This is a genomic window from Ideonella flava, from assembly GCF_051857595.1.
GTDB lineage: Bacteria > Pseudomonadota > Gammaproteobacteria > Burkholderiales > Burkholderiaceae_C > Ideonella.
Genome location: NZ_JBPZHD010000001.1, coordinates 380638 through 401586, shown reverse-complemented (window position 1 = coordinate 401586; position 20949 = coordinate 380638). Strand labels below are relative to the sequence as shown.

At 65.3% G+C, this 20949-nt stretch carries 5 protein-coding genes; 4 read left to right on the top strand and 1 reads right to left on the bottom strand.

Features of this window, described 5'->3' with window-relative positions; all coding sequences use genetic code 11:
- Window positions 1-235: 235 nt before the first annotated feature.
- Both ACS5PM_RS01775 and ACS5PM_RS01770 read left to right on the top strand, forming a co-directional pair.
- The gene (locus ACS5PM_RS01775; RefSeq protein WP_439384794.1) at window positions 236-2083 is read left to right on the top strand and encodes a sensor histidine kinase; all 1848 of its coding nucleotides are present in this window, start codon (window positions 236-238) and stop codon (window positions 2081-2083) included.
- Window positions 2076-3416 carry a sigma-54-dependent transcriptional regulator gene (locus ACS5PM_RS01770; protein ID WP_439384792.1) on the top strand — a complete coding sequence of 447 codons (1341 nt, stop codon included), beginning with the start codon at window positions 2076-2078 and terminating at the stop codon, window positions 3414-3416. Before ACS5PM_RS01775 ends, ACS5PM_RS01770 begins: the two co-directional genes overlap by 8 nt.
- Window positions 3417-3440: 24 nt before the next feature.
- Here the strand turns inward: ACS5PM_RS01770 and ACS5PM_RS01765 are convergent, their stop codons facing one another.
- Window positions 3441-4397, bottom strand: coding sequence for an amino acid ABC transporter substrate-binding protein (locus ACS5PM_RS01765; protein WP_439384790.1), 957 nt, complete (start codon window positions 4395-4397; stop codon window positions 3441-3443).
- 566 nt (window positions 4398-4963) lie between these two features.
- Between ACS5PM_RS01765 and ACS5PM_RS01760 the strand changes: the two genes are divergently transcribed.
- On the top strand, window positions 4964-20338 hold the full coding sequence (locus tag ACS5PM_RS01760) for a hypothetical protein (RefSeq protein WP_439384788.1): 15375 nt from the start codon (window positions 4964-4966) through the stop codon (window positions 20336-20338).
- A complete protein-coding gene (locus tag ACS5PM_RS01755) occupies window positions 20335-20898 on the top strand; it encodes a hypothetical protein (RefSeq protein WP_439384786.1) in 564 nt (187 codons plus the stop codon). Before ACS5PM_RS01760 ends, ACS5PM_RS01755 begins: the two co-directional genes overlap by 4 nt.
- The last annotated feature ends 51 nt before the right edge of the window (window positions 20899-20949 follow it).

The following is a 20949-nucleotide window of genomic DNA, read 5'->3' as shown; positions in this document are numbered from 1 at the left end:
AGAAAAAAGCCCGGAAATCAATGAATCGGCGCCTTCAGAGGGCCAGCGTCGGAGATAACCGGGCGGAAATCCGCACAAGCCCCAAAGTCATGCGTGTGGATTTCCGCCCTGTGTTTTGGGAGGGTCCGAAGGCAGCCGCCGCCACCGCGGCGTGATGCACCGAAATGCGGTTTCGCGGCAGGGGCCGCAACCCACCGGCGGGCGCGAGTTGGGCACACTACGGTGCTTGATGTCGATGCGCGCCGACCGTTTCCCTTCGCTGCTCCTGACGCCGCCGCTGGTCGGCCTGCTGACCCTTGTCGCCATCGTCGTCGGCATGGTGCTGGGCTACCGCGTCAGTGAACGGGCAGGGCTCGCCGAGCTGGCGGCACTGGCCAACGAAAGGCTGGAGCTCTATGCGTCCACCCTGGAGACGGAACTGGCGCGTTATGCCTATCTGCCCAGCCTCATCGCCATCGACGAGGATGTGCAGGCCTTGCTGGACGATCCCCACAACGCGCAGATCCAGCAGCGCGTGCGCCTGAAGCTGGCCAGGGTGAATGTCCGGGCCGGCTCCATCATCATCTTCATCACCGGCCGGGACGGTGAAGCGCTGGCGGCCAGCAACGGCTATCAGCGCCACGGCGGCGACGTGCCGGGCGGCCGCACCTCGTTGCCCAGTGCCGCTCGCGGCCTGTCGGAGGATGAGTCCGACTTCTTCGCTTCGAACGAGACCGACGGCACGACCGACTACTACTTCGTGCAGGCGGTCAGGCGCGGCGGCGTCTTCCGGGGGCACATCGTCGTCAAGGTGAGCCTGGCGCCGCTCGAGGCGACCTGGGTCGATCTCGGCCAGCGATCGCAGAGCGAGAAGCTGCTCGTCGTCGACCAGAACGACGTCGTCATCATGTCGTCGGTGCCGCCGTGGAAGTACCGCATGCTCGGGTCCGTCAACGTCGAGGCGCTGAAGACCTCGGGGCGATATGCCGGCGCGACGCTCGCGCCGCTCGGCATGTCGGTGGAGACGCCTGCCGAAGGCGGCGCCACCGTGATGCGCATCGCCGACGTGCAGACGGCCGGCCACAGCCTGCACCTGGCGCAGGAGCGGCCGGTGATCCCGCTGGCCGTGCGCCTGGTGACGCTGTCGGATCCGTCGGATGTGTGGCGCCGCGCACGCTCGGCGGCCTGGGGCGGTGGGGCAGGGGGCGCGCTGCTGGGGCTGCTGGCGCTGTATCTGCTGCACCGGCGGCGGGCACTGCGCCAACTCTTCAGGGCTCGCAATGCCTTGCAGCAGGCGCACGACCAGCTCGAGCGCCAGGTCGATGAGCGAACGCGTGAATTGCGTGGCGCCAACGAGGAGCTCAAGCGCCAGATCGCGCAGCGGCTGCAGGCCGAGGACGAGCTGATGCAGGCCGGCAAGCTCGCCGTGCTGGGGCAGATGTCGGCCGGCATCTCGCACGAGATCAACCAGCCGCTCACGGCCTTGCGGGCCCTGTCGCGCAACACGCTGCTGCTGCTCGAAAGCGGCCGCCACAAGACAGTGGCCGAGAACCTGAAGGCGATCGACGACATGGTCGAGCGCATGGGCCGGATCACATTGCAGCTGAAGTCCTTCGCACGAAAGGGGGCGAGCATCGCGACGCCGGTGGAACTGGATTCGGCCGTGAAAAGCGTCCTGCTGCTGCTGGAGCACCGCCTGCGTGCCGAACGCATCGAGGTTCGGGTGGACCTGCGGCCCGGGCTGCAGGTTCGTGGCGACCTCAATCGCCTGGAGCAGGTGCTTCTCAACCTGGCCACCAACGCCGTCGATGCCATGGCCGATTCACAGGACCGGCGGCTTTCTATCACCTCCGCGTGGGTCGAGGGCCGGGCGGTCGTCAGCGTGAGCGATACCGGCGCCGGCATGGACGAGGAACATTTCGGGCATCTCTTCGAGCCCTTCTTCACCACCAAGCCGGCCGGACAGGGGCTGGGCCTGGGTCTCGTGATCTCGTCGAAGATCATTCGCGAGTTCGGCGGTACCCTTCGCGCCCGGCGAGGCGAGCAGGGCGGCATGGTGTTCGAATTCGACCTTGAGGCGGTACGCAAGGAAATCTATGTTTGAGGGATTCAAGGTCCTTTTCGTCGAGGACGACCCGCCGGTGCGCATGAGCCTGGCGCAGACGCTGGAACTGGCCGGCCTGGAGGTTCAGCCCTGCGGCTCGGCCGAAGAGGCCCTGCCTCACATCGTGGCCGGTGCGCAGATCGTGGTCGCGACCGACGTGCGGTTGCCGGGCATGGACGGGCTGACGCTGCTGGATCACGTCGTGGCCACCGACCCCGGCATCCCGGTGGTGCTGATCACCGCGCATGGCGACGTCTCGATGGCGGTGCGGGCGATGAGGGCCGGGGCCTACGACTTCATCGAAAAGCCTTTCGCGCCGGAGCGCTTCGTCGACACCCTCGTGCGCGCTCTGGACAAGCGCGTGTTGCGCGTTGCGCTGGACGACATGCGCTCGCAGCTGCAAAAGCGCAGCGGCATCGAGGCGGTGCTGCTCGGCAAATCAGCGGTGATGCAGGAGCTGCGGCGCAAGATCGTCCGGTTGGCCGACACCTCGGCCGACGTGATGATCCTGGGCGAGACAGGCACCGGCAAGGAACTCGTGGCCCGCTGCCTGCACGACCAGAGCAACCGGCGCGACCGGAACTTCGTGGCCATCAACTGCGGAGGCCTGCCCGAGACCCTGTTCGAGAGCGAGCTCATCGGTCACGAGCCGGGGGCCTTCACCTCGGCGGCCAAGAGGCGCATCGGCAAGATCGAGCATGCCAACGGCGGCACGCTGCTGCTCGACGAGATCGAGACCATGCCGATGCAGATGCAGATCAAGCTGCTGCGCATCCTGCAGGAGCGCAAGATCGAGCGGCTCGGCTCGAACGAGGAGGTGCCGGTCAACCTTCGGGTGGTCGCGGCCACCAAGTGCGACCTGCGCGTCTTGAGCGACGAGGGCAAGTTCCGGGGCGACCTCTACTACCGCCTGAACGTGGCCGTGCTGGAGCTGCCGCCGTTGCGGGAGCGCCGTGAGGACATCCCCCTGCTCTTCGAGCACTTTGCGGCACAGGCCAGTGCACGCTACGGGCTCGCGCCACCGGAGATGACGCCCGCGAAGCTGCGCGAGCTGATGGCGCACGACTGGCCCGGCAACGTGCGCGAGATCCGCAACGCGGCCGACCGTTTCGTGCTGGAGATCGGCGAACTCACCACCCCGACGGCCGGCGTCGCGCCGATCACGCTCGCGCAACACATGGACAAGGTCGAGAAGGTGCTCATCGAGCATGCCTTGCGCCAGTGCCAGGGGCGCGTGCCCAAGGTGATGGAGATGCTGGGCATCGCGAAGAAGACCCTTTACGACAAGCTGCACCGGCACGACATCGATGTCGACAAGTACCGGCCGGGCTAGCACGCTGCCGGCGACGGGCCCTGATCACCTGTAGCGCGTGGGGTCGGGGTCGTCGGTCGGGTGGGCGATGGCTCGCTTGAGCGCATCGCTCATCGGCAACTGCAGGTTGATCCCCTTGGGCGGGATGGGCAACTGGAACCACTTGCGGTAGATCACCTGGATCTCACCGCTGCGGTAGAGGTCCACCAGCACGCCGTCCACGAGTTGCTTGAACACGGGATCGTCCTTGGGCAGGCCGATTCCGTAGGGCTCGACCGACAGCGCCTCGTCGGAAATGGCGTAGTCCCCCGGGTTGGAGGCGGTGGCCTGCAGGCTGCGCAGCAGGACGTCGTCCATCGCAAAGGCCACGGCGCGGTCGTTCAGCACCATCTGGAAGGCGTCGGTGTCGTCCTGACCGGCGACGATCCGCATGTCGAGCCTGCGCGACTCATTGACGCTGTTGAGGTAGCGGATGCTCGTGGTGGCGATGGTCGAGGCCACCACCTTGCCGCGCAGGTCCTCCAGCGTGCGGATCTCGCTTTCCTTCTTCGACAGCAATCGGCTCGCGGCCACGAAGGTCGTGACGGAGAAGGCCTGGCTCTTCTGGCGTTCGACCGTGTTGGTCGTCACTCCGCACTCCAGGTCGACCGAGCCGTTGGCGACCAGTGGCATCCGCGTGGCCGAGGTGACCGCGACCATCTTCACCTCGAGGTCGCGCAGGTCCATTCGAGTGCGGATCGCATCGACGACGCGCTGGCACAGATCCATCGAATAGCCGACGGGCCTCAGCCTGGAGTCGAGGTAGGAAAAAGGGATCGAGGTCAGGCGGTGGCCGACCGTGACGAGCCCCGTGTCCCGGATCTTGCGCAGGACCGGCGAATCTGCCAGCGGCGCTTCGACCGCTGAAGCCGCGGCCAGGACGCTCGCGCTCGAGACTGCAGTGGCCGCTGCCGCGGCGACGGCGACGGCGATATCGACAACGATCGATCGGCAAGCCGGCATCGTGGATCCAAAGAAGAAAGCCAGCGCGAAACGCCGCGATGGCTCTGATCCTTCGTGTGGTCTGGACTCCCCGGCCTGGGCTCGAACCAGGGACCTGCGGATTGACAGTTCCAGTCGAAGGGCCGTTTCAACCGGGGCCTGCCTGAGCGCCTGCGCAGCCTCTCGGGCCACACTCGGCAATGGACGATTATGGCTTACCGCTTTCGTGATGGGCGAACCTTCTTGCCACCGCTGCGGCTTGTCCAGTGCACTGCGCATGCCGGTTAGCTCGATGGTTGTCCTGACTGACTGAGCCCGGGTCGTGGCCGCCCCGAGCGGTCAGGCCTTCCCGAACAGGCTGTCGCGCGGGGTCAATTCCGACCGTCAAGCTGGGATTTCCTAAACATTCGTCGAAGCCGTCAGATGTATTGGCTGTAGCGGCCAAGGCGCGAGCAAAGCGCCAGCAGCAGGGAGGTTGAGGGGTTCTTGGGGGTATCGCTGCCGCCGAACCGCGATGGCCCGACTGTGAATGCGCGGCACCCCAGGGTGCTGGCCGCCCATGAGTCCACCTCTTCACAGTCACACCTATGGTCGCGATCGTCAGCGGAAACAGCCTTGGCCTCGAACTCACCTCTCTTGGAACCCTGGGGTCCCAGGGTCTCTTCGGGCAGGCGGGACAGGGATCCAGCGGTGAGCGGGTCTACGTCAACGTTGCCACCGGCAACCTGGTGGTGCAGCGGCGAGACGACTTCATTGCCAGCAAGGGCTTGGACAATGAGGCGGTCCGGACCTACAACAGCCTGGGCCTCGCGAACGATGGCGACAACAACGACAACTGGTCGCTCGGTGTCTATGCGCAGCAGATCGCACTGACGGGCACGGTCAATACGGCCGGCAGCACGATGGTCCGCACGGCACGCGATGGGTCGCAGGCCATCTACAGCTGGGACGCTGCGCGGCTTTGCTATGTGACCACGGCAGGCGACGGGGCGCACGACACGATCGTCTACGACGCCGCCAACTCGCAGTACGTGCGCACGGACGGCTCGTCCGGCGAGGTGGAGAAGTACTCGTCGGCGAACGGGCGCCTGCAGAACGTGGCGGATGCCTACGGAAACACCAAGTGGTACACGTACACGAACGGCAAGCTGACCAAGATCCTCGACAAGAGCGGTCAGAGCATCTACTACGACTACACCGGAAACCAGCTGACCGGCGTCCGGACCGAGGTGGGTGGAACGGACGCGAACGGAAATGCCATCCGCGTGTTTCGAAGCGTCGTCAGCTATGCCTATGAGACTTACGGAACACAGGGCAATACCCGGCTGAAGACCGTGACCGTGGACCTCACGCCCGAGGACGGATCGATCACGGATGGCAAGGTCTACACGACGACCTACACCTACGACGCCGACACGACGCGGGTCGCGACGCTGAAGCAATCGGATGGGACGGCGCTCACCTTCACGTACGTCCTCGTGGGCAGCGACTACCGCGTCCAGACGGTGACCGACGCGCTCGGGGCGGTGACCGGCTATGCATACGACACCGCCGCCCGCCGGACCACCGTCACGCTCCTGGACAGCGCCACCGATCCGTCTCCGACCACCTGGCTGTACGACTACGACAGTGCAGGCCAGCTGGTGATGCTGACCAGCCCGAGCGTCAACGGCGCAAGCATCACCCAGAAGTACGAGTACGACGCCGCCGGCAATGCCACCAAGATCACCAACGGCGACGGCGAGGCCGTCACGATGGATTACGACGGCAACGGCAATCAGAAGCAGGTGACCGATCACCTGGGCAACACCGTCACTCGCACCTTCGACGCCGCGAGCAACCAGCTGCTGACCGAAACGGCCGGTGGTTCCACGACCCGCTACGTCTACTCGGCGACGAAGACTCGCCAGCTGCGCTTCGCCATCAGCGGCGAAGGGCGGGTCACCCAGTACATCTACGACGGCCTGGGCCAGCGCACGTCGGAGATCAGCTACCTGGTAGATCGCTACGACACCTCGGGCCTCGGAAGCACCGCCGTGCCGACGGAGGCGCAGATGACCTCCTGGGCCGGCGGCTTGGCCGATCTCACCGAGACGGCGCGCAAGGACTACGCCTACGACGGCCGCGGGCAGCTGAACTACCGTTCCGAGTACCTGAACGCCAACGCGGATGGCACCGGCAAGGACCTGCGCCAGACCCAGTACGTCTACGACCCCTATGGCCGCCTCCTGCAGGTCATCGAGGAAGCCGCCAACACGCTCGAGGAGGCGGGCACGCCCACCACGACGTACACGTACGACGGGCTGGGGCGCCTGTTGAGCGTGGTCGACGCGCATGGCGCCGTCACCACCACCAGCTACGGCGACAGCCTGAACCAGGTGACGGTGACCAAGCCCCAAAGCGGGGCAGTCGTCACCTCCGCCTACGACAAGGCGGGCCGGCTGATCAGTGTCACCAGGAGCGACGGCAGCAAGACATCGTATGCGTACGACGCGGCAGGCCGACTGCTCATGACGACCGACCCGACCGGCGTCAGGACGTTCAACGTGTACGACGACATCGGCCGGCTGGTGGGCACGGTGGATGGCACCGGCACCCTGACCGAGACGACCTACGACAAGGCCGGTCGCGTCACGCGAGTCCACACGTATTCCACGAAGATCGCCCAGACGGCCCTGTACGACGGGACGAACGCCGTGCCGAAGAATCCTGCTCTGGCAGCGATTCGCCCGGCGACCGTCGATCCAGACCTGGACCGCTGGAGCCTGTACGACGACGCTGGCCGTTTGGTGTACGAGATGGCCAACAGCGGCGCCGTGACCCAGCACGACTACGACAGCGCCGGGCGGATCGTCCGCACCACCGCCTATTCGGTCGCCATCACGGCCGTCGCCAGTCCGACCGTGGCTTCAGTGGCGACCGCGCTGGCCGACCCGGCCGTGGTCGCCGGCGCAGCCGACGATCGCACCGAGCGATTCTTCTACGACGGTGACGGTCTGCTCCTCGGCAAGCTGGATGGCGAGGGCTATCTCGTCCGGAACACCTACGACATGGCTGGCCGTCTCGTCCAGACGCGCCGGTATGCCACCGTCGTGGCCGCGAACCTGCGTGCCACCGCCACCCTGGCCGCGCTGACGCCGGCCACTGCGCCCAAGGACCAGGTCGAGACCTTCTTCTACGACGCCCGCGGCATGGTGCGCGGGCAGGTCGATGCCGAAGGCTATGTCACCAAGAACTGGTACAACGACCGCGGCCAGTTGCGCGACCAGACGCGCTACTCGACGGCGTTGTCCGGCATCCCGGACTGGAAGGCCGACTTCGACTCGCTGCTCCTCGGCATCCGGCCCGACGGCGGCAATGTCCTCCAGGCCGACGATCGGAAGAGCTTCTGGTACTACACGCTGGACGGCCAACTGCTCAAATCCGTCAATTTCGAGGGCACCAGCACCTCGTATGAGTACGACGCCGCGGGCCGCCTGACCACCACGACGGTGGGCGCCAACCGTTCGGATCCGCGCGCGACGCGGGTGCGCTACGACGAATGGGGCCGCAAGACCCGCGAGCTCTCGGCCAACAGTGCGGCGAAGATCAAGGCCGATACGACGGCCGATCAGCTGGAGGCGCTCTGGAACGCGGAAGCCGTTCAATACGGGTACGACAGCGCCGGCCGACTCACCAGCGTCACCGATGCGAACAAGCACACGACGCTGTATTACTACGACGAAGACGGCCGGCTGAATTACACCGTCAATGCGCTCGGTGAGGTCGAGCAGAAGCAGTACAACACCCTCGGCCAGCTGACGGCGACGGTCCGCTATGACCAGCGAATCAGTCGCACAGGACTGTCCGGCGGGCTGGTCAACACCGACCTGACGGGCAGGATCGTGGCCAATGCGGCCAAGGATTCGAAGACCGGCTACCAGTACGACGGCGCCGGCCGCCTCATCTTCGGGACGGCGGCAGACGGAGCGACGACCCAATACCACTACAACGCCTTCGGCGAGGTCGACGAGCGCTGGGTGCCGTGGAAGGGCGGCACCGACATCAACCTCGACAAGCGGCACGACCTGCAGAAGTTCGACCGGCGCGGTCAGCTGGTCAGCACGGTCACCGACGCTGACGCGGCCACGCCTTCGAGCGCAAGCACGCGATACGACGCCTTCGGCCGCGCCATCGAATCGACCGACCCGAACGGCCAGAAGCGCCAGTTCAGCTACGACCGCCTCGGCCGCCAGGTCGAGGTCATCGATCCGCTGAACAAGAGCCGCAAGACCACCTACGACGCTTTCTCGCAGGTCCTCACGGTCGAGAACGAGCTGCACGAGCTGACGACCTACGCCTACAACAAGGCCAACAGCAGCGTCACCGTCACCACGCCGGAGAACGTGACCACCACCACGGTCCGCACGTACTACGGCGAGGTCTACAAGATCACCGCCAATGGCGTGGACACTGTCTTCAGCTATGACCGGGTGGGCAACCTCACGCAAAAGCAGGTGGGTGGCACAGTCGTCGAGGCCAGGCACTACGACGCCGACAATCGTCTGGTCGACACTGTCGACGCCAACGAGGTGAGGGTGGTCTATGACTACGACGCAGCCAACCGGGTCCTGACGCGCACGGTCGATCCCAAGGATCCCGTGACGAACCCCGACGGCCTGGAGCTCGTCACCAGCTACGTCTACGACGGCAAGGGCCAGGCGGTCACCGTCACCGATCCAGAGAGCAAGGTCACGTCGTTCACCTACGACGGTGAAGGCCGCGTCCTGACGCGCACGGTGGTGATGGAGGGCACGGCGCCCGACCTGGTGACCACCTTCACCTACGACGCCGGCGGCCGCACGCTGACCGTCAAGCAGCCGGAGGGCCAGGTCACCCTGTACGGCTATGACCGGCAAGGCCGGCGCACCAGCGAGCAGGTCGATCGCGACGGCCTGAAGGTGACTCGCACGATGGCGTACGACGCGGCAGGAAACGTCGTGACAGTCATCGACGGCGCCAACGGCGTGACCCGTTACGCCTACGACGCCGCAGGCCGACTCACCTACACCGTCGATGCCGCTGGCGGCATCACGAAGACGGACTACGACGACGCCGGCCGCGTCAAGCGCAGCACTCGGTACGTCAAGGCGGCCACCGTGAACGGCCTGGCCAATGTGCTCACGCAGGCCCAGATCCAGGCGCTCATCGTGGCCACGCCCGGCTCGGACGAGATCGAGGCCCGGCGCTACGACCACGACGGGCGGCTGAGCTATACGGTCGACGGGACCGGCGCTGTCGTGAAGTTCGAGTACGACGCCAACGGACAGGTGACCCGCCGCACCGCCTACGCGAAGGCCATCAGCCTGGCCGGCTGGAGCGGCGACGTGGATCCCCCCGTGATCCCTGACGGTGCGCGGGACCATGTCGAGCGCTACACCTACGACACGCTCGGCCGCCGCACGCACTGCGTCAAGATCGAGAACGCTGCCGACGGCCTGGGCAGCGTGACCCGCTACAACTACGACGACAACGGCAACCTTCTGGAGCAGGTGGAGTTCGCCGCCAAGTTGGCAAAGGACGGCGACCCGGCGACGCTCACCGTCAACACGGGCACCGACCGGATCGACGTCTACCGCTACGACTCGGCCAACCGCAAGACCTGGCACAACAACGCCGTCGGCGGCGTGACGAAGTTCGAGTACGACGACAACGGCAACCTCCGTTGGATCACCGAATTCGCCCAGCCCATCGGGGTCCGGGCGGAGCCCAGCACGGCGGCGTCCACGCCGACCGCCTTCGACCGTGTCACCGAGATGCGTTACGACGACGCCGGCCGGCTGACCTACACCATCGATGCGGAAAAGGGCGTCAAGCTCAACAGCTACGACAAGAACGGTCGCCTGACCGCCACGACCCGCTTCGTCAACAAGCTCGAAGGGACCCGCACCCTCGACACCTTGGCGAGCGAGTTCGACCGCACGGAGTCCTACGGCTACGACGGAGCCGGCCGCCTGCAAAGCCGGACCGACGCCGTTGGGGCCATCACTTGGTACACCTACAACGGCCTGGGCCTGGTGGAGACGGAGACGGCGGCCAAGGGCGTTGCCGAGCAATCCGTCACCGTCTACGCCTACGACGCGGCGGGGCACCTGCTGAGCAAGACCGTCGGCTACGGCACCGACAGCGCCAGCACGGCCAACTACCAGGTGGACGCACTGGGCCAGGTGACGGCCGAGATCGACCCGCGCGGCACGGCACTGACCTTGAGCAACAGCACGTGGGCCAAGGCCGAGCGGATCCGGCTGGGGTACGCGGAGGATGTGGCCAGTCTCACTGCCGCCAACAAGCAGGCGCTGCTGACGGCCTTCACCTCGAAACACGCCTATGACGGCGCTGGCCGCCGCATCAGCACCACGAACGCGTTGGGCGCCAAGACCTCGACCCTGTTCGATGCCTTTGGCAACGCCATCAAGGTGACCGACCCGCTGGGCAACTCGTCGTTCTTCTACTTCGACGGCTTGAACCGCACGACGCTGCAGGTCGACGCCGAAGGCTACGCCAACGAGATCACCTACGACAACGCCTTCAACAACCAGGTGAAGAGCGTCTGGCGCCGGTTCACCAAGGTGCCCGCAGGGACGGACGAGAAGGCCCGCCCCACGATCACGCTGGACGCGGTCAACGACGCACGCCTGCAGTACGCCGAGTACGACCGGCTGGACAGGTTGACCAAGAGCAGCGATCACCTAGGCAACTACGAGAGCACGACCTACGTCGTCAACGGCAACCGGTTCGACAAGCAGGTCAGGAACAAGCTCGCCGGCGTGGCGACTTACAGCTACGACAAGCTGGGCCGCCTGGTCCAGGAGACTTTGCCCGTCCAGGCCAAAGACGCCTCCGGCACCTTGGTGGACGTGGTCAACACCTACAGCTACAACGGCCTGGGCGACCGCATCGGCATGACCGAGGCGGTCGGCCTGCCGGAGCAGCGCAGCACGACGTTCCAGTTCGACAAGGCGGGCCGGGTGCTCCGGCGGATCGGCATGACTTACACCGCGTACGACGCGGTGGCCGGTACGACCAGCTCGGTCCGGCCGGTGGAGGTCACGAGCTACGACAAGCTCGGCCGGGTCATCGGGCTCCTCAGCGGCGCCAACTGGGTCAACGGCGTTGCCTCCGGCGGCACGAATACTTTCTCGTACTACGACGCCGCCGGCCGCAAGACCGCGCAGGTCGAGCGCGACGGCGCGATGACGGAGTGGACCTACGACGCCGCAGGCAATGTGTACACCGAGTCGGTGCGGGCCAAGCTCGTGACACCGCCGACCTCGGCCGGCGGTACGCCACCGGCGGCCGTGGCCGATGCGGCCAATGACCGCATCACCACGTCCCTCTACGACGCGGCGGGTCGCCTGGTCGAGGCACGCCGGGCGGCCGTCGTGTTCTGGGAGCAGGCCGACGGGGGCGCAATCACGCTGAATCTCAGCGGGACGCAACCGGCAACGATCACGCTGCTGCAGAACAATTACGACGCCAACGGCAACCTGGTGCTGGAGACCGACGCCCGTGGCAACACGGTCTACAACTACTTCGACAAGCTGGGCCGCAAGACGCTGCGTATCGACCAGGAGGGCTACGCCACCGGGTGGGCGTACGACGACGTCTTCGACAAGGCGACGAGCGAGACACGCTATGCCGTGCGCGTGGCCAGCTACGCACGCCAGGACGACACGACCAAGAGCATCGACCTGCGCACGCCCGCGAAGCTGACCGCTGGCCTCGCGTCGGCGGACAACCGTGTCACCACGTTCACCTTCGACCGTGCCGGGCGCAACACCGAGAAGCGCGTCCTGGCCGTCGACTACCAGTTCGTCGGGTCCAGCGGCACCATCATCAGCGGCACGGCCGACGCCATCACGAAGTACGGCTACAACGCCCTGGACAACGTCACCAAGATCCAGGAGCGTTACGGGCTCTACGCGGACGGCACCGAACAATGGAACACGACCGACGTCGTCTACGACAACTTGGGCCGGCAGATCACCTCGAAGGCGCCGAGCATCACGGGCTACCAGGGCAGCGTGGTCCGGATGCAGACGGACACGGAGTACAACGGCCTGGGCGACGTCGTACGCGAGATCCGGCGCGGCACCGATACGGTGAACGAGACGGATGACCGGATCACCGTCTACGCCTACAACGTCAACGGCTTGCGCAAGCAGGTGACCGACGCCGAAGGCAACGTCACGCTCTACGACTACGACGCGGCAGGCAATGTCTCGCGCCGGACGATGAAGGCCGTGAAGAACGCCGACGGCGGCACGGCAGATCTGGTCACCACCTACGTCAACGACGTGCGCGGCCGCGTCACCACGCAGACGGACGTCGGGACGGGAGAAGTCCGGCGCTACCGCTACAACGCCTTCGGCCAGGTCTCGGGCAAGGGCCTGGGCGCCGGGACGACCTGGCAGGAGTTCATCGAGTACAGCACGCTGGGCCGGATCCAGAAGAGCAATTCGGACGGCGGCGCGACCAAGATCTACCTCTACGACAAGAACGGCAACGCCACGCGCGAGATCGCCAGCCCTGGCGGCGCCGTGGACCTCACCGGCATGGTCGTTACCACCGCGGCGGCCAACACGCAGCTGGTGCACACCTTCAGCATCTATGACAAGCGCAACCAGCTGGTGCGCACCGTCGAGCCGGACATCACCTTCCTGCGCGACCACATCGAAGGCACCGACGGTGCCTTCAGCCAGGCCCTGGTGACCGACCCGTACGCGCCGATCGGCCTGGATGGGAGTGATGGCGGCCGCTACGTGGGGGGCCAGGTCAACGACGATTCCTATCTGTACACCAACGTCGGCGGGTCGGACAGCAGCGATGCGCAGAAGATGGTCACGCCGGCCACCGCCGTGGCCTCCGGCGCGCCCACCTATGGCTCGCCGGCAGCGCAGGGGACTGTCGCCCAGACCGTCTACGACAGCTTCACTCCGGTCGCTTGGTCGGGCGTGCGGAGCTACACCAACACCAGCTCGACTCCTTCGAAAAAGGCCTTCCCCATTCCGGCCAGTTGGCCCCTGGGCAACTACCGCGTGCGTGAAGTTGGATCCAACAACGTGCTGCTTTCCGGATCCAACGCGACGGCTGCGCTCACCTTCAACATCCCGGCCGGGCAGTTCGGCAGCGGCGACACGAGCATCGACTTCCAGCTCGACAGCGGCCAGTGGGTGTCGGCGGCGGCCCTGCATTTCGAGGCGGATGGCGAGCCGACTGGCGGACAGAATCAATCCGGAGACGACCTCTGGATGCACACCGAGATCTGGAGTTCCAAGGAGTCGCGACTCATCATTCCGACCAACGCGTCGGTGACCAAGGCGTTCGCGGTCATCAACGCCGGTTTGGCCAATGAGACGGTCGTGCCATGCGTCCAGGTCAAGGACTGCGTGACGGGAGCCGTGGTCACCGGCTGCTGGGCCATCGACACCAGCAGCCTGGCGGCGAACACCTACGCCATCACCTATCGCGGCTTCGATGCCAACGGCAACACCGTCTCTGCCGCCGTGGTCAACGTCACCGTCAGCGATGGCTGCACCATCAACAGCACTGCCACCGTCGCGAAGGCCGACCTCTGGGCCTCCACCGACTATGTGGCCGGAAACACCCGCGGCCTGTTCTTCCGCCCCGACAAGCTGGTAGGCACGGGCGCCGGCACGCTGCACTACCGCGTGGCCGGCAGCGGATCCAGCTGGTCCTCGCTCAGCCTGACGAACTGGTCGGCCAACATCTCCACCCTGGCGGCGAGCGCCACCTACGAGTACATCGTCCAGAGCACCAACGGCAGCGAGTTCTACGGCAAGTTCACGCTGGATTCCGCCGGTACTCCGGCGCTGGCGGACGCGGGCCAGCTGCGCTCGGTGACCCGCCCGGCCCAGACTTTCAAGTTCGACTTCACCGGCAAGCTCAGCGACCTGGGGGCCACTTCGCGCACGGCCACCGTGACCCTCAACGGCGTCACCGTCTCCAAGACAGTCGTGACCGAGGTGGTGAACGGCAGCAATCACCTCACGGCGACCTTCACGGCCGCCGAGTTCAGCATCACGCCGGCCGCCTGGAGCAACGCCGGCTACACCTACAAGTACGAGGTGCGCGGCGAGCGCAACCCGATCGACCAGTTCATCGGCCAGGGCACCGGCACCATCCAGTTCGGCAGCGATCCGAAGAACACGAACACGGCGACCACCACGGCCTACCGGCCCCTCGCGCTCCTTACGCTGCCTACGGGCACGAGCTTGAGCGGCGCCCTGACCGTCGGTCCGGCCGGGGCTACTGTCCCCGTCCCCGTTGGCGACTGGCGCCGTTCGTCGCCGAGTTCCACGGTGCTGGCGATTGACCTCAGCCAGTGGCTCACCTGGGCTGCAGGTACGACCAAGACCATCACCGTCAGCTACAGCGCCGCCGATGCCGTCTTCAGCGGCAGCTACACGCTCAAGGACACCGGGCAGACAGACTGCGTCAGCCTGTCTTCGCAAACGCGGCAACCGCTGATTCCGATCACCGTGACGGGGGCCACACGCCTGTCCGTCCTCAAGGTGGGCGCCAGCGACACCAGCCTGGCGAGTGTGGACATCAACACGCGCGTCACCACGAGCGGCAGCATCTTCACCTGGAACGCCGCCGACCAAGCTGGCTTGGGAGCCCGGCGCTTCTACTACGAGGCCGTCGATGCCTCGGGCAACATCGTCGGCAAGGGCTACGGCAGCTTCACGCTTCAAACCAGCGGCACGCTGGACAGCACGATGGACACGCCGCTGCTGAAGCCCTCCATCTTCTACCTCACTCCGCCAGCCAACACCACGACCTTCGAGCTGCGTACGCGCCTGAAGGGCTCCACTGGCGCCTACACCCTGCAGACCGTGACCACGGTCGCAGGCACCAACCAGAAGGCTTTCGACGCCTCGTCGCTGCGGCCGCCGAGCGGCACCGCGGTGTACGAATACCTGCAGGTGGCCAAGGACGCCTCCGGCAAGGTGCTGGCCAGCGGCGGCGGGGATCTCAGCATCACGTCCGCAGGGGCCGTCACTTCGACCCACTACGAGGACAAGCTGCCCACCATCGTCACGCTGTACGGCCCGCCGGGTCGCAACGTGCCGAAGATGCTGCTCAGGCTGCGTGATGCCGGATCCACCGGCGCCTTCACGGAGACCACGCTCACCGGCGTGTGGGACGCGACACGCAACTGCTCCGTCTTCACCTGGAATGCCTCGGCCTTCAAGCTCGCCGGAAGCACCACCTCAGTGGTACCCGATTCGGGCACCGAGCAGTACGACTACGAGTTCGATCTGCAGAAGGCCGACGGGACGGCCTACACCAACGAGTTGGGCGCGGCCATCACGATGGAGGGCCTGATGACGCTCGGCGGCAGCGCCACCCAGCCCATGACCCTGCAGCAGTCCGTCAAGCAGTTGCAAGTCAGCGCGCAGGTCCAGCATCGCCAGAGCTACAACGCCTTCGGCGAGATCAGCGAGGAGTACGACGACACCACCCTGGCCCGTGCGCAGGCCATGGCTGCCAAGTACGGCGGGACGGCCGATGCCAACCAGGTGCGCACCACGTTCGTCTACAACAAGCTGGGCAAGCTGGTCACCAAGACCGACCCGCAGACCCACGTCACGGCGGAGAACGGCTACCGCTACCGTACCCGCCCCGTCACCACCTACGGCTACGACATGAGCGGCCGCATGGCGACGAGCACCGACGCCAACGGCCACGTCATGAAGCAGCGCTTCGCCGGCCAGGGCGAGCGGGTGTACCAGCAATGGACGGGCGACGGCGCCGAGACGCTCACCGAGTACGACATCTTCGGCGACCTGCGAAGGACCACCAGCCAGGTCACCTCGACGCTGGACCGCGTCGTCGAGTACACCTACGACGATCTCGGCAACATGCTGACCGCGACGCGCCTGGGCGTCACCCGCGTCGAGAACTTCACCGACACCAACGCTGTCGCCGGCACGCTGACCGACACCTACACCTACGACGCGCTCGGCCATCGCCTCACGCACACCAACGCGCTGGGCTGGGTCGACAAGACCTTCTATGACAGCCTGGGCCGAGTGACCAAGAGCATCAGTGCGCTGGGCTCGACGACCACCTACGCCTACAGCTTCGTCGCCGCGGGCACCACTGCGGCTAACGGCGGCATCATCGGCACCGGCGGGGCCAGCCTGGGCGGCTACAAGCTCACGACGACCGGCAGCGACGGCCGCAGCACCATCGACCGGACCGACTACTTCGGCCTGACGACCTGGCACCAGGACCAGGGGGCACGCACCTACGTCTACACCTACGACATGGCGGGCCGCCTGGCCTCGCAGACCAGTTCCGCGGGCCAGGACATTCGGTACGGCTACTACGCCAACGGCTTCATCAAGGAGTCGCGCGACATGATCAACCGCAGGTTGTCGCGCTACGGCTATGACAACTCCGGCGACCGGGTGTGGGAGATGTACAGCAACCTGGACACCGCCGGCACGGGGGCGGTGGGCCTGTACCAGGACAGCAAGATCGTCTACGACGAGCTCGGCCGCATGAGCTACATCGAGGACGTCTCCTACGACATCCAGTACGAGTACGACGCCGTGGGCAACCGGCGCGCGGTCCACGCGACCTACAAGGATCCGCTGTGGGACAACAACATCCGGCGCCGCGAGGACTTCTGGTACCTGTACGACGCCACCAACCGCTTCACCATGACCAAGGGCGCGCTGTCGACGGGCGGCACCCGCGGCACCTCGCTGAGCGACACCAGCGTCTCCATCGTGCAGGGCGCCTTCGGCATCAAGCTGACGTACGACCTGGCGGGCCAGCGCACCTCGGCGCGCTATGAGACCGGCAGCTTCGAGGAGTACTCCTACAGCAGCGACGGGCTGCTGGAGGACGTCAAGATCGGCGGCGTGCTGCGCGCCCGCCGGCGAGTCGACTCCCTCGGTCGCACCCTTCAGTACAAGGAATACAACACGAGCGGCACCCTGGCCAAGACCACCGATTCGACCTACGACCGGGACAACCGGCTGCTGACGCAGAAGAACGCCGACGGCACCACGACCAACTACTACTTCACCGACACGACGGACTCTGCCAGCACCACCACCGGCAAGGGCGCGCTGGCCAGGACGGTGTTCACCCCGACCAGCGGCACCGCCACCACCACCAGCTACACCTACGAGTACTGGGACGGGGCCAAGCAGAAGACCATCAAGCGCAAGACCGACGTCGAGGACTGGGCACCAGGCGTGTCGGACATGAGGTATGACGTCAACGGTTACCTCGTTTCCGCGCGTGACGTCACTGGCCACCGCACGTTGAGCTACTTCAACAGCGCCACCGGCCAGGTGCTGCGCCGCGACGAGACGCGCGACTTCGGCACCGCCTCGACCAGCGACGACGTCACCTTCAACCACTTCTGGTACTACGCCAACAGCCGGCGCGTGGGGGAGGTGACCACCGACCCCAACGACAACCAGCGCATCTCCTACGCGGAGTCGCTCGCGCGCAGCCTGGCCGACCCGAAGAAGGAGGCGCAGCGCAACAAGAACATCAAGCCCGTCACCTCGGCCGACTTCGACCAGAACTACGAGCCCATCAGCCCGTCGTACCCGGCCTCCACGCCGAGCACCTACACCTGCAGCAGCGGCGACACGCTGCGCTCGATCGCGCTGGCGCTGTGGGGCGACTCCGAGATGTGGTTCGAGCTGGCGCAGGTCAACAACCTGCAGGGCGACGAGCAACTGGTGTCCGGCCAGGTGCTGATCGTGCCCAACCGGGTCACCAACATCCACAACAACGCCAACACCTTCCGCCCCTACAACCCGGGCGAGGTGATCGGCAACGTGGACCCGACGCTGCCCGCGCCGCCGCCGCAGCCCGACTCCGGCTGCGGGGCGGTGGGCACCATCATCATGGTGGTGGTGGCGGTGGTGGTCACGGTGTGGACGGCCGGGGCGGCTGCGCCGGCCATTGCCAGCATGTTGGGCAGCACGGCGGTAGCCGCGGGCAGCACGATGGCCGTGGGTGCCGCTGCGCTGGCCGGCGGCGCCGGCATGATGACCGCCGGCGTGGCCATTGCCTCGGCCGCGGTAGGCGCCGCCGTGGGCTCGATCGCCAGCCAGCTGGTGGGCATTGCCATCGGCGCGACGGATGATTTCAGCTGGAAGGCCGTGGCGCAGAGCGCACTGGCCGCCGGCGTAACCGCTGGCGTGGGTGCGGCGCTCACCCCCGCTGCCTCCACGGCCACCACCGCGGTCAGCAGCGGACAGGCGGCGGGTACGCAGGCTGCCAGTGCAGCGGCCAGCAGCAGCAGCTGGATCAGCACCGCCGGCGAGGCAGCACTCCGCAGCGGCCTGAGCGCCGCGGCCACGCAGGCGATCCAGGGCAAGTGGAGTTGGCGCGCCGTGGCCGCCGCCAGCGTCGGCTCTGCCGCCGGCTCAGCCGCCAGCTCTGCCATGTCAGGCGCCCTGGGCACCGCCGCTGGCGAGGGCTTCGGCAAGCTCGCCAAGGGCCTGGCCAGCGCCATGGTTGGCGGCTGGGCCTCCAGCGAGGTGATGGCGACCGATCCACGCTACAAGACTGCTGAGCTCAGCAGCTTGTTTGCGAGTGGCCTTGGCAATGCGTTGGGGAGTTCCATCGCAGAGTCCATGCAAGGTGGCGTTGACTGGAGCAAGGCGCCGGATCAGAGCGCGGCCGAGTCCGCAAGGCTTGAGCGCACCGGGAACCCGTATGCCTATTGGCCGGACCAGACCGACGCCGAGACTGCGCGACTCAATCGAAGTTCGCTTGTTGTGTCGCCCGTGGACCAAGCCGCGCCGGACTCCGCCGCTGATGGGCTGATATCCCCATATTGGGATTCGCGATTCCCGTCTAGAAGCCCGATGTTCGCTCGCTATCTTGTCGCTCCGGCAGGGGCGCCAGGTGAGTTGTCGTCCATTGGCGGCGCATTCTCTCCAGCCTCATCAACCGGTGACGCCAAGACTTTTGACTTCCTCCGTGAAGAAAAGAAGGGCTATCAAGTCGGCGACTGGAGCCAAGCGGATGCGAATCCGTTTGACCCCAACCGCGCACTGTCCGGTGGTCCACGTGAAATGACGCCCGAAGAGAGCGTCGAAGACAAGCTGAGCATCGAGAGGACGATTCGAGCCTTGGGAAGGCTACCAGTCTGGCGAGAGGGGGCTGACGGAGAGACAATCCTCACTTCCGTTCCGAACAAAATGTCGCCGCTGTACGAAAAATACTCGGCTGGTGAAATCGACAAACAAGACTACTTGTTGCTCTCACGCGGCCTTACACTGAGCCAAGGTAACGAGCAATTTCGTGATGCCCTTATCCTTGCACAAACAAGAACGGGCGTTCCCGCATCTAGCATCGCTGCCGTTATCAATGCTGAAGCTGCGAAGCTATCCGATGGCTCATGGAATCCCAACTCGGTCAATGGCAACGCCGTTGGCATGACCCAGTTCATGCCGGACACCTGGCTTGGGGAAGCGGCGACGCCTGGGACCTATTTGAATGAGCAAGCCAAGCTGCAAGGATTGGTTGATCAAAAGAATAAGATTCTTGACCGCGAGAGTCTGTTGAAGCTCCGTACGGATCCAACGCTAGCCATTGTGGCAGCTGCAGAGTATGACAAAGGAATTTACGACGGAAACGTCGCAAAAGGCAGAATTATCCCTGCGAACCTCTCTCCCACGGAGCAAGCACACTACCTTTATATTGGGCACCATGAAGGGCCAACGGGCTCCGCGCGCTTCATCGATGACACACTTACCGACGCCAATGTAATGAAGGCTTGGGGGCAAAATGTCCCTAAGAGCGAGCAACAGAGCCGCTTGGATGGTGCAAACGGCTCATATGCGCAAGCCTACAAAGCCTGGCTTTGGGATTACACTCAAAAGAAGGTTACGCCTTCTAAATTTGGTGGATGATTATGCGCGCTTGGCTTCTTATTGGCTCTCTTTTGCTTCTTTGGACTGGTGGAGCGGCGGCTGACGCGGCAAGTGACTTCTCGTTCGGATTCAATTGGGCAAAAACTGAATCAGGTGAGCTCTCCATTGAAAAATCACCATCGCGCACCGAGGAAGTCAAACTAGATGGAGCCACCCTCTTCAAGAGTGATGACGAACACTACTCTTGGCATGTAGTTGCTGCCTACCCTACAAAAGGCATGGCCCGCCTTGTACTGTTGGAAAGCGACAATGGCAACAATTATTGCCCAGCGCATCATCGCGTTCTGGAAGTAAAAGCCGGTGGAGCGACGATTTGGACGAGTGACTTTGGCGAATGCGCTGTTCACGAGGCAAGCAACATGACGAGCGAGAGAGAAATCATCGCCCTGAACAATCCGCTATATGCGGATGGAGAATGGAAGATTGGATTAAAAGTGCGAGACTCGAAATCCAGCCAAGCTCGTCGAATCTGGTTCATTTACAAGAATGGGCGCGTTCTTGAAAATGGCAAAATTGTCGCCTCCCCACTGAATCGTTAGTTGATTCCCATACTAGTCAGGTCTTGTCTCTTGATGATCCCTTCTTGCTCT

Coding starts and splice junctions, on each gene's coding strand:
- ACS5PM_RS01760 (WP_439384788.1), top strand. CDS start 4,964: ATGGTCGCGATCGTCAGCGGAAACAGCCTTGGCCTCGAACTCACCTCT.
- ACS5PM_RS01775 (WP_439384794.1), top strand. CDS start 236: ATGCGCGCCGACCGTTTCCCTTCGCTGCTCCTGACGCCGCCGCTGGTC.
- ACS5PM_RS01765 (WP_439384790.1), bottom strand. CDS start 4,397: ATGCCGGCTTGCCGATCGATCGTTGTCGATATCGCCGTCGCCGTCGCC.
- ACS5PM_RS01755 (WP_439384786.1), top strand. CDS start 20,335: ATGATTATGCGCGCTTGGCTTCTTATTGGCTCTCTTTTGCTTCTTTGG.
- ACS5PM_RS01770 (WP_439384792.1), top strand. CDS start 2,076: ATGTTTGAGGGATTCAAGGTCCTTTTCGTCGAGGACGACCCGCCGGTG.